8 protein-coding genes are annotated in these 12,596 nt (G+C 41.8%); 5 read left to right on the plus strand and 3 right to left on the minus strand.

Translation table 11 applies throughout. The features are described from left to right. The first annotated feature begins 247 nt into the window (after nt 1–247). The 5 genes from gmd (at nt 248) to HCG69_RS04195 (ending at nt 7,123) form a co-directional block, all read left to right on the plus strand. The gene (gmd, locus tag HCG69_RS04175) at nt 248–1,321 is read left to right on the plus strand and encodes a GDP-mannose 4,6-dehydratase (protein ID WP_002560711.1); all 1,074 of its coding nucleotides are present in this window, start codon (nt 248–250) and stop codon (nt 1,319–1,321) included. A gap of 5 nt (nt 1,322–1,326) precedes the next feature. Then, nucleotides 1,327–2,397, plus strand: coding sequence for a GDP-L-fucose synthase (locus HCG69_RS04180; protein WP_221648976.1), 1,071 nt, complete (start codon nt 1,327–1,329; stop codon nt 2,395–2,397). 189 nt (nt 2,398–2,586) lie between these two features. Then, entirely contained in the window at nt 2,587–4,245 is a 1,659-nt protein-coding gene (locus HCG69_RS04185) for an AMP-binding protein (RefSeq protein ID WP_221648977.1), read from the plus strand. A 159-nt stretch (nt 4,246–4,404) separates the two neighbouring features. Further along, entirely contained in the window at nt 4,405–5,937 is a 1,533-nt protein-coding gene (locus HCG69_RS04190; RefSeq protein ID WP_221648978.1) for a sulfatase, read from the plus strand. 34 nt (nt 5,938–5,971) lie between these two features. Beyond that, on the plus strand, nt 5,972–7,123 hold the full coding sequence (locus tag HCG69_RS04195) for an LA_2272 family surface repeat-containing protein (protein WP_255585414.1): 1,152 nt from the start codon (nt 5,972–5,974) through the stop codon (nt 7,121–7,123). A gap of 95 nt (nt 7,124–7,218) precedes the next feature. On the opposite strand, the gene HCG69_RS04200 is transcribed toward HCG69_RS04195, so the two are convergent. The 3 genes from HCG69_RS04200 to HCG69_RS04210 form a co-directional block, all read right to left on the minus strand. Further along, on the minus strand, nt 7,219–9,213 hold the full coding sequence (locus HCG69_RS04200) for a fructose-1,6-bisphosphatase (RefSeq protein WP_221648979.1): 1,995 nt from the start codon (nt 9,211–9,213) through the stop codon (nt 7,219–7,221). Between the two features lie 167 nt (nt 9,214–9,380). Further along, on the minus strand, nt 9,381–11,045 hold the full coding sequence (locus HCG69_RS04205; protein WP_221648980.1) for a putative transporter: 1,665 nt from the start codon (nt 11,043–11,045) through the stop codon (nt 9,381–9,383). Nucleotides 11,046–11,173: 128 nt separating this feature from the next. Continuing rightward, nucleotides 11,174–12,526 (minus strand): MATE family efflux transporter, encoded by a 1,353-nt coding sequence (locus HCG69_RS04210; RefSeq protein WP_221648981.1) that lies wholly within the window; start codon nt 12,524–12,526, stop codon nt 11,174–11,176. Nucleotides 12,527–12,596 lie beyond the last annotated feature (70 nt).

Here is a 12,596-nt window from a genome sequence, read left to right on the forward strand (position 1 = left end):
TTTCATTTATACTTGAATAATATTCGGCAAATATAAATATTTTCTGTTTAAACTAAAAAATTCCATCCTTATATATAGCTCTTATCCGAAAGAAAATACCGAATATTGCAACGATATTAGAAGCCAGAGTTAGAAGTCAGTAGTTAGAATCTATACAGCGTGATTATTTTTATGCCGAAGGGATTCTAACTACTAACTATTAGCTTCTAACTACCAACTATCAACTACCAAATTAATTATTTATAATATGAAGAAAGCTCTTATTTCTGGGATCACAGGGCAAGACGGTTCATTCCTTGCCGAATTTTTATTGCAAAAAGGTTATGAAGTACACGGTATACTCCGTCGTTCTTCTTCTTTCAACACCGGACGCATCGAACATCTTTATTTTGACGAATGGGTGCGCGACATGAAACAGAAACGTACTATCAACCTGCATTATGCCGACATGACTGATTCAAGTTCATTGATACGTGTCATCCAAATGGTACAACCCGACGAAATATACAACTTAGCTGCACAAAGCCATGTTAAGGTATCTTTTGATGTACCCGAATACACTGCGGAAGCAGATGCTATCGGTACACTACGTATGCTCGAAGCAGTACGTATCCTGGGACTGGAAAAGAAAACACGCATTTATCAGGCTTCTACCTCAGAGCTTTATGGCAAGGTACAGGAAGTGCCTCAGAGTGAAACAACTCCGTTCTATCCACGTAGTCCGTATGCAGTGGCCAAGCAATATGGCTTCTGGATTACAAAGAACTACCGCGAAAGTTACGGTATGTTTGCTGTAAACGGTATCCTCTTTAACCATGAGAGTGAACGTCGCGGAGAAACATTCGTAACCCGTAAAATAACACTGGCAGCAGCACGTATTGTACAAGGTGAACAAGACAAATTGTACTTGGGAAACCTGGATGCACGCCGTGACTGGGGATATGCGAAAGATTACGTAGAATGCATGTGGCTTATCCTGCAACATGATGTTCCGGAAGACTTTGTGATTGCTACCGGAGAAATGCACACCGTACGCGAGTTCTGTACACTTGCTTTTGCCGAAGCAGGAATCAACCTGCGTTGGGAAGGCGAAGGAATAGATGAAAAAGGTATCGACACCGTTACCGGAAAAGTATTGGTAGAGGTTGATCCGAAATATTTCCGTCCGGCTGAAGTAGAACAGCTACTGGGTAATCCTACGAAGGCTAAAACTGTATTAGGCTGGAATCCGTGTGCCACTCCATTCCCCGAATTAGTAAAGATCATGGTACGCCATGATATGAGAAAAGTACAAAAAATGATTGCAACCAAACAGGAGTAAGATCAATGGATAAAAATGCAAAGATATATGTAGCAGGACACCACGGACTCGTGGGTTCTGCTATCTGGAAAAACTTGCAGGAAAAAGGATACACCCATCTTGTAGGACGTACACACAAAGAGCTCGATTTGCTGGATGGTGTTGCCGTTCGCAACTTTTTTGATGAAGAACAACCGGAATATGTATTCTTAGCTGCTGCATTCGTGGGTGGCATCATGGCCAACAGTATTTATCGCGCTGACTTTATTTACAAGAATCTACAAATACAGCAGAATGTTATCGGCGAAAGTTTTCGTCACCATGTGAAGAAACTGTTATTCCTGGGCAGCACCTGTATCTATCCGCGGGACGCCGAGCAGCCAATGAAAGAGGAGGTACTGCTGACTTCCCCGTTGGAATACACCAATGAGCCCTATGCCATCGCCAAAATTGCAGGATTGAAAATGTGCGAAAGTTTCAATTTGCAATATGGAACAAATTATATCGCTGTAATGCCTACCAACCTATATGGACCGAATGATAACTTCGATCTGGAACGTAGCCATGTATTACCAGCCATGATACGCAAAGTACATCTGGCACACTGCCTGAAAGAAGGAAACTGGGAAGCAGTACGCAAAGATATGAATGCCCGTCCGGTAGAAGGAATCGACGGTAATAGCCCCCAAGAAGATATTCTGAATATCCTGAAAAAATATGGTATCAGTGATACGGAAGTATTGCTTTGGGGCACCGGAACACCGTTACGCGAATTCTTATGGAGTGAAGAAATGGCCGATGCCAGCGTATTCGTGATGGAACATGTAGATTTCAAGGATACCTATAAAGAAGGTAGCAAAGATATTCGCAATTGCCACATCAACATTGGTACAGGCAAAGAAATATCTATCCGCCAGCTCGCCGAACTGATTGTAGAAACAGTTGGTTATAAAGGTAAACTAACTTTTGACAGTACCAAGCCGGACGGTACGATGCGCAAGTTAACAGATCCTTCCAAACTACACGGATTAGGATGGCATCACAAAATCGAGATAGAGGAAGGAGTACGAAAAATGTACGACTGGTACCTTAGTTGAAAACTTCTTTAATTGAAAGTTGAAAATTGAAAGTTGAAAATTAGCTGCGCAAACATGCTGCATAGCAACTTTCAGCTTTCAATTTTCAGCTTTCAACTCTATAAGTTTTCAACTTTCAATTAAAGAAGTTTTCTGTTCTCAATTAAATACCTATATTTGCACAATTTAATACCAAATGTGCAAAAAACAATGGAACAAAGTTTTATAGCTTACATTGAAAACAGTATCAAGAATAACTGGGACCTGGATGCCCTAACAGATTATAAGGGAGCCACCCTACAGTATAAAGACGTAGCCCGCAAGATTGAAAAGCTGCATATCATCTTTGAAGAAAGCGGTATTCAAAAAGGAGACAAGATAGCCGTCTGCGGACGAAACAGCTCTCACTGGGGAGTCACTTTTCTTGCTACATTAACCTACGGTGCAGTAATTGTACCGATTCTGCACGAATTCAAAGCAGACAATGTACACAACATAGTCAATCACTCTGAAGCCAAACTCCTTTTCGTTGGCGATATGGTATGGGAAAACCTCAATGAATCGGCTATGCCACTACTCGAAGGTATCCTGATGATGACAGACTTCACCCTGCTGGTAACACGCAGTGAAAAACTGACATACGCCCGCGAACATCTGAACGAATTATTCGGCAAGAAATACCCGAAGAACTTCCGAAAAGAACATGTAGAATATCACAAAGACCAGCCCGAAGAGCTGGCGGTTATCAACTATACATCCGGAACAACAAGTTATTCGAAGGGGGTAATGCTCCCCTACCGTAGCCTGTGGTCAAATACCAAATTCGGTTTTGAAGTGCTAACGTTAAAACCGGGTGACAAGATTGTATCTATGCTGCCAATGGCGCATATGTACGGGCTGGCATTTGAGTTCCTGTATGAATTTTCCGTAGGTTGCCAAATCTACTTCCTTACCCGGATGCCAAGTCCCAAAATTATCTTCCAGGCATTTGCAGAGGTGAAACCCAATCTGGTAGTAGCTGTACCACTTATCATCGAAAAGATTATAAAGAAGAATATCTTGCCTAAACTGGAAACTCCCACCATGAAGCTATTGCTGAAAGTACCTGTTATTAATGATAAGATCAAGGCAACAGTACGCGAACAGATGATACAGGCCTTTGGGGGCAACTTTGAAGCTGTGATTGTGGGTGGTGCCGCTTTCAATCAGGAAGTGGAGCAATTTCTCAAGATGATTGAGTTCCCCTACACAGTGGGCTATGGAATGACAGAATGTGGTCCGATCATCTGTTACGAGGATTGGAAATATTTCAAACCGGGTTCATGTGGAAAAGCTGCGCCCCGTATGGATGTGAGAATTCTTTCATCGGATCCTGAAAACATACCGGGAGAAATTGTTTGCAAAGGTCCCAATGTAATGCTGGGATATTACAAAAATGAAGAAGCTACCGAACAAGTAATTGATAAGGATGGCTGGTTGCATACCGGTGATCTTGCTTTGGAAGATGCCGAAGGAAATATCACGATCAAAGGTCGCAGTAAGAATATGCTATTAGGTCCAAACGGACAAAATATCTATCCTGAGGAGATTGAAGACAAGTTGAACAATCTGCCTTACGTATCGGAAAGTATCATCGTGCAGCAAAATGAGAAATTAGTGGGTCTGGTATATCCCGACTTCGACGAAGCTTTTGCACATGGCTTGAAAAATGAAGATATGGAACGCGTAATGGAAGAAAACCGCGTTGCACTGAATGCCATGTTGCCGGCATATAGCCAGATTTCAAAAATGAAAATATATCCGGAAGAGTTCGAGAAAACTCCGAAGAAATCAATCAAGAGATTCCTGTATCAGGAAGCAAAAGGATAAGAAAAAAAAGATTTACGATTGAACGATTAGGAGATTTACTATTAGACGATTTACTATTTACGATTGAAATTAGTTTGCATAGTGTAACTTCAATCGTAAATACTAAATCGTCTAATAGTAAATCTCCTAATCGTTCCTTAATTTAAGATTGTCAGCATTATGAGAAACAAACTATTACTATCCGCAGCCATACTCCCGGCGTTAAGCATTAGTAGCGATGTTCATGCAGCACAAAATCAGAAACATCCTAATATTATTATGTTTCTGGTAGATGACATGGGATGGCAGGACACCTCTCTTCCCTTTTGGACACAGCGTACACATTATAATAATATTTATGAAACGCCCAATATGGAGCGTTTGGCGGCACAGGGTATGATGTTTACACAGGCCTACGCTTGCAGTATCAGCTCTCCAAGCCGTGTCAGTTTGTTTACAGGTATGAATGCAGCACATCACCGGGTAACCAGTTGGACACTGCGCAAAAACACAACGCATGAGCAACCGGACTCCGTTATGATATATCCGGAATGGAATGTAAATGGCATTTGCCAAGAACCGGGAATAGAACGAACAACTCAAGTCACCACGCTGGCGCAAGTTCTGAAAGACAACGGTTATCACACTATTCACTGTGGGAAAGCTCATTTCGGAGCAAATGATACTCCGGGTGAAGATCCGCTGAAAATGGGATTTGAAGTGAATATAGCCGGACATGCCGCAGGTTCCCCTGCAAGTTATTACGGTAAAGAGAACTTTGGAAACAAGCCCGATGATAAAAGCCCGTTGGCTGCCGTACCAGGTCTGGAAAAATATCACGGTACAGATACATTTCTGAGCGAAGCACTCACACTAGAAGCAGAAAAAGCTCTGGATAATGCACAGAAGAGTGACAAGCCATTTTTCCTGTATATGGCTCATTATGCCGTACACACGCCTATACAACCTGATCTGCGTTTCTATCAGAAGTATCTCGATAAGGGATTGCCTCCGGTAGAAGCTGCCTATGCTACTCTTATAGAAGGGATGGATAAAAGCCTCGGTGACCTGATGGACTATCTGGAAAAGAACAATCTGAAAGAAAATACCGTTATTCTTTTTATGTCAGACAATGGCGGACTGGCTGCGCATACACGCGCAGGGCAACTCCATGTGCAGAACTATCCACTCAACAGTGGTAAAGGCTCTGCTTATGAAGGAGGGGTTCGTGAACCAATGATTGTCAGTTGGCCCGGTAAAGTTAAACCCGGAAGTAAATGTAATCACTACCTGATGATCGAAGACTTCTTTCCATCCATATTGGAAATAGCTGGTGTATCGGACTATAAGACGATACAGCAACGGGATGGTATCAGCTTTGTACCTCTTCTTACTGAAAAAGGCAAAGTGCAGGATAGGGATATCTATTGGCATTATCCACACAGCTGGGGACCTTCGGGACCGGGAATCGGGGCAACGTGTGCCATTCGTTCGGGAGACTGGAAGCTGGTCTACTATTTTGACTCCGGTAAACGGGAGTTATTCAATATAGCCAATGACATTAGTGAAAAACAGGATCTGGCAGCAAAAGAGCCATGCATCACGAAACAGTTGGCAGAGAAATTAAGCAACTACCTCCGTTCTGTTGATGCACAACGCCCCGTATTACGTAAAACTCAACAATTGGCACCTTGGCCGGATGAAGTAAAATAAGATGTATTCACCCTTAAAATTAGTAGACAAACAGATGAATAAAAGAATATTTTTTCTACCTCTTTCACTACTTTTCATAGTCACAGGCATAGCCTCCGCTCAAAACAAAAGTGCAGGCATTAATTTGTCTGTATGGAAAGGGATCAGCACCCAACCGGCTGACAGTGCACAGACAACCTATTTTAACCTGGGGATCCTTTCCACCATGAATAGGTTGAACGGAGTAGGATTTAATGCATTTGGCAGTGTCATTGGTGGTAATATGAACGGTATACAATTCTCCGGACTTGCCAATATGGTAGGCGGAAGTATGCGCGGCATACAATTATCGGGTATTAGTAACATCAACGGAAACAATATGATGGGATTATCCGCCACTGGTCTTGTCAACATTGCAGGTAATCAATCGAAAGGTGTCATGCTATCCGGAATGACGAACATCAGTGGAGACAATACATCCGGCGTGATGGCAAGCGGTATTATGAATATATCGGGAGACGGAGCAAGTGGTGTACACCTGGCAGGACTTGCCAATATCACAGGCGCTACTTTCAGCGGAGTAACAGCAGGAGGTTTACTGAATGTGATAGGTGAACACCTGAATGGCGTACAAATATCCGGACTCGCCAACATAGTGGCATCACGAATGAACGGTGTACAGATTGGATTGGGAAATTACGCAACCAAAGCCAAAGGGGTACAGATTGGATTAGTGAATTACTATAAAAATGAAATGAAGGGATTCCAATTGGGACTTGTCAATGCCAATCCGGACACAAAAGTACAAATGCTGATCTTTGGAGGTAACGCAACGAAGGTCAATATAGGTGCCCGATTCAAAAATAAACTGTTTTATACCATTATAGGTGCCGGAACGTATTATCTGGATTTCAGTGATAAATTCTCTGCAGCATTATTCTATCGGGGTGGTATTTGGTTACCTCTCTGCAAAGACTTGACAATTAGCGGCGACTTAGGATATCAACACATTGAAACATTCAAAAACAAAGATTACGGTATTCCGGCACGCCTCTACGGACTACAGGCCCGTTTAAATCTGGAATATCAGATTACAAAGAAATTCGGCATATTTGCCTCCGGTGGTTATGGTGGCAGCCGTTACTACAATAAAGACATCACATATGACAAAGGGGTGATTGCAGAAGCAGGAATCGTATTGTTTTAAGTGATAAGTGATTAGTGATAAGTGATTAGTGGGCTGCGCAATCGTTGATACAGCGCAGCCCACTAATCACTTATCACTAAATCACTTATCACTATTTATTGCTTTTCCTTAATCAACCCCGTCCTATACGCCACCAACAGTTTTTTCAGATCCTGAATCTGCGTAACCAATTCCTTCCCTTTATCCGTATCTTTTACCATCATACGCTGAGAATTGAATTCAATTACAAAAGTGGTTGATTTGATATCCTGTCCTTCTTCTATGGCTTTTTGTGTAGACTGAAAGGGCTCGTGTTGCACCAGCTGTAAACCATGAGAGTGATATACCAATGTATATCCGGCAATACCAGTTTCCGGCTGATAGGCTTTTGAGAAGCCTCCATCAATCACAAGTAACTTTCCTCCGGCTTTCATTGGTTGTTCGCCTTTAATGGTTTTCACCGGTACGTGTCCGTTAATGATATGTGTATGCACGCCTGTCACACCAAATTCTTCAAGTATCTGGTTACATATCTTCTCATTATCACGCAAAGTATAGTAATACCCTTTCTTTTCCTTATGCAACTTTTTGTCAGCTATAAAATAACGTTCAAAAGTAGCCATCTTATCTTTATCGAACGAAGGAGCATCGGGGCCACACCACATATACCAGATGTAATCCATCGCAAAAAGCCTGTCACCATCCTCGTCTTCGTCAAAATAGGCCGTACGGATTAACTGATCAATCTTATCCATCAGATTCTTGCCCCAGTATTCTTTCCCGCGAATAGTTACATGCTTGAAGCTACCATCTTCATTTAGAGGAACAGAAGCATGATACAGAAGATTGGAATTACAAACTAAATACATTCCCCCATACGTAAACAGGCAACGCATATGTTTCTTCAACTTCTCGCTATTCATAAACGAATAATGCAGCTTATCTACCAGTTCCCTTTCTTCATCGGTCAGGCGATATGGATCTTTGGGATCTATGGTTGGGAAATTAGTATCACGCATCTCATACTCCACACCTTCATAGACAAATACTCCCCGCTCGAAATCAATCTTTTCCAGCAGCTTCCGGTTCTCCATACCAAACTCCGGACGGCGATTAATAATATCCGCTTCCAGCTTAAACTGTATAATTGTAATGGCCTTATGCATCTGCGTGATAAGACGCAATGTCTTCTCATTGTAAGCCGAATCAGCAAAATTCATTTTCGGTGCAAAAATAGTACAGGGATCATCGGCATAAGTATCCATAGCAAAAGTTGCCAGTGGCAAGAGATTAATGCCATATCCATCCTCAAGTGTACCCAGATTGCCATAACGCATGGACATACGAATCACATTTGCCATACAGCTCGTATTACCCGATGCAGCCCCTATCCAGAGAATATCATGGTTACCCCACTGAATGTCAAAATTATGATAATTACACAATGTATCCATAATGATATGTGCGCCCGGACCACGATCGTAAATATCACCGACGATATGCAACGAATCGATAGTTAAACGCTGAATCAGATTGCACATAGCTATAATAAAATCATCGGCACGTTTGGTAGATATAATAGTACTGATAATGACATTGATATAGGCATGTTTATTGGGTTCAATGCTCGATTCGTGCAATAACTCCTGAATGATATAAGAAAATTCTTTAGGTAGAGACTTACGCACTTTGGAGCGGGTATACTTGGAAGATACATTCTGACACACTTTTACCAATTGGTTAAGAGTGATCAAATACCAATCATCAAGATCTTTCTCACGAGCCTTGACCAGTTGCAGTTTCTCTTCAGGGTAATAAATCAGTGTACTGATCTCCTTCTTCTCTGATTCACGCAAGGTATTACCAAAAATCTCATTTACTTTTCGCTTCACCGCACCCGATGCATTTTTCAATACATGTTGAAAAGCCTCATATTCACCATGAATATCTGTCAGAAAGTGTTCTGTACCTTTAGGTAGATTCAGAATGGCTTCCAGATTTATTATCTCCGTACTAGCGTCGGCAATAGTAGGAAAACTACGTGACAACAACTGCAAATAACGCAGGTCGCTCACAATACTTTCAGGGGTTATATTACTTTGGGCAGTCATGATATTTACAATTTATTCCCTACGGTCATGACCATTATTAATCTATAACACATAGGTACGTTGACAATTTACAATTTTACGATTTAAATTACTTATTTGTTTATTTTAAAGCCTATATACAAACTTCACAGCGCAGCCAATTTTCAATTTTCAACTAAATAAGATTTTCAACTCAGCAAAAACATGAGTAATATCTGAGCAATAATGACACGCAGAAACATACACAACGGATATACCGTGGCATAAGCTACAGACGGATTATCACCCGGAATAGTATCATTCGCATAGTTCAATGCCATTGGATTTGCCATACTTCCGCATAACATACCAGAGACTGAGCCAAAATCAATTTTCATTATCTTGAAAGCAAACATTCCAACAATTACGGTAGGAATAATAGTTAACCCGGCACCCAGACCTATCCACAACAATCCTTCAGGACGGAATACCGTATCGAAGAAATGCGCACCGGCATCAAGCCCCAGGCAAGCCAGATACATGGAAAGTCCTAATGCACGAAGCATCAGATTGGCACTACGGGTAGTATAAGTGATCATGTGCATACGCGGGCCGAACGTACCAATCAGAATACCAACAATGATAGGTCCACCTGCCAATCCCAGTCTCACAGGAGCACTAATACCAGGAATAGAAATAGGAATAGCCCCAAGAGCCAATCCTAATATAATGCCGATAAACACAGCCACCAGATTGGGTTCTTTCAAGCTTTTTACGGCATTTCCCAATACTTTTTCTACATTCTGAATGGCAGCCGCCTCGCCTACTACTGTCAGGCGGTCACCAAGTTGTAAAGTAAGCTCTGAAGTAGCAAGTAGCTGTACACCCGAACGGTAAACACGGCTGATATTAATTCCATAGTGGTTTCTCAAACGAAGTGAACCAAGTTTCTTACCGTTCAGTTCGGGGCGGGTCACCACAATACGCTGCGAAATAAGCTGGCTGTCAATAGCATTCCAGTCAATATCTTCTTTATTCCAGTCTGTGTTTTCCTGTTCCCCAAACAACACAGTCAGAGCCAATACATCTTTTTCAGAAGTTATAACTAACAGACGGTCACCCTCTTTCAGAATCTTTTCAGAGGTAGGGATACTCACATTGCCGTCTCTCCACAAACGAGATATAACAAATTTAGGATAGCTCATATGGGCTATATCCTTGACACTTTTATTGAAAACAGCAGGATTGTGTACCTGAAAAGCAGCAATATAAGTTTTGTTAGTATCGTCTTTTTCTTTAATGGTGAGATCCTCCTTGCGCACTAATACTTTCCGGATAAGTAACACTGCAAGAATCACTCCTATTACCCCCAATGGATAAGCAACCGCGCACCCCAAAGCAGGAGTACTACTCTCCAACCCCATCTGTTTTAAGGTTTGTTGTGCTGCTCCCAAAGCAGGAGTATTAGTGGTAGCCCCGCAAAGAATACCAACCATATTAGGCAAGGAAACACCTGTTGTATAACTGCATAACACCGTAAGAAGGGTACCCAAAAGCACTACGGCAAGGGCCAGCATATTCAGAGTGATACCACCTTTACGAAAAGAACTGAAAAAACCGGGGCCCACCTGAAGGCCCAATGCATAAACAAAGATGATAAGTCCGAAACTCTCGGCATAATTCAACATCTGCGGATCAACTGATAATCCGAAATGTCCGGCAAAGATACCCGCAAAAAACACGAAAGTCACTCCAAGGGATATACCGCAGATGTGTATTTTGCCTAATCCCAACCCGATGGCAGATATAAGTGAGATAACAACTACGGCCTGCAAGGCTGAATGCTCAATGAAGAGACTATATAACCATTCCATAAATATAATTATTCAATGTGCCAACATGCTAATGTGCTAATTAACTGCATTGTAACATGCCACATGGTAATTGGCATACTGATACATTTGCATACTGGCACATTAATTTTTGCAAAGATAGAAACTATTTATGCGCGTACAAAACTTTTGTGTATCCATTTCATACTGTACCAACGGCGAACAAAGATGATACCCCGAATGTTTTCGTCCAGCAAAAAGGCCACCCACATACCACACAAACCCCAACCCCAATGAACTCCAAACAGATAGCCTCCGCCTACTGCCACAGTCCACATTACAACCAAACCGACGTAAAAAGGATAGTTCACATCGCCTGCTGCACGCAAAGCATTGGTAGCAAAAATATTGATAGGACGCCCTATTTCCAGTACGGTATCTATAACCAGCACGATAACTCCCATACGAATAATCTCCGGATTGGTCGTTAGCCACCCCAAAATAGTATGCCCGAAAGCAGCAAGGATACAAGAAAGAATAAAAGTGATCATCACCGATTTTTTCATCACATACTTTCCTAACAGAAAAGCAGCATGAGGTTTCTTTTCTCCTATCAGGTGACCGATACAGATAGCTCCTCCCTGTGCCATTGATATACTGAAAAGATATACAAACATGATGATATTAACACAATAAGTTCGCGTTGCCAACGCTTCTACTCCCAGCATATTAATAAAGAATGTAATGACTACCTGCGAAGAGCTGTAAGATAACTGTTCACCCGCCGAAGGTAAACCTACTTTCATCAGATTTTTCAGTTCTATCCAGGGAAAAGGACGGAAATAGACAAGCGGAAAACGATGAATATGTTTGCGGAAAAGAATTATGAACAGAATTACCATTGCTACTCCCCGGCTGAATGCCGTAGAGATAGCAGCTCCTTCCACACCTAATTCCGGAAAACCAAACTTACCGAAAATCAATGAATAGTTCCCAATGATGTTGATAATGTTGACAACCACTGTGACCAACATCGGATAAATAGCTTTATTAGCACTACGAAGCGATGCCGATAAGGTGAGAGATATAGCCTGAAAGAAAGCAAACGAGCCAACAATACGCATATACTCTGCACCATCTGCCATTAGTTCCGGACCAAGCCCCATCCAACCGAGTATGGTTGTATTCATTGAATAAAGGAAAAGACTGATTATTCCTCCTACAACCAGATTCACTAACAGTGATACTCCAACAACCTGTACCACTTTTTTTTCGAGCTTTGCACCTAAATATTGTGAACATAAAACGGACGTTCCCAGATTGATTACCTCAAATACCAGGAACGTCAGCATTATAATTTGATTGACTACCCCTACGGCAGCAACACTGTTATCGGAATGACGGCTTAACATGATAGTGTCTACTGCACCAAGCATCATGATAAGCAGCGTTTCTATAAAGATAGGAGCAGCCAGCTTGGCCAGCCTCTTCTTAATACTCTCCTGCTGAATTTTGTGTGTCACTTTTTACCTCGTCTGAATTTCGGGGTGCAAAGGTATTCAATTTTAACGAAACCGAGAGTTGATTTATATC

The organism is Bacteroides sp. K03, from assembly GCF_019734355.1.
Classification (GTDB): Bacteria; Bacteroidota; Bacteroidia; order Bacteroidales; family Bacteroidaceae; genus Bacteroides; species Bacteroides nordii.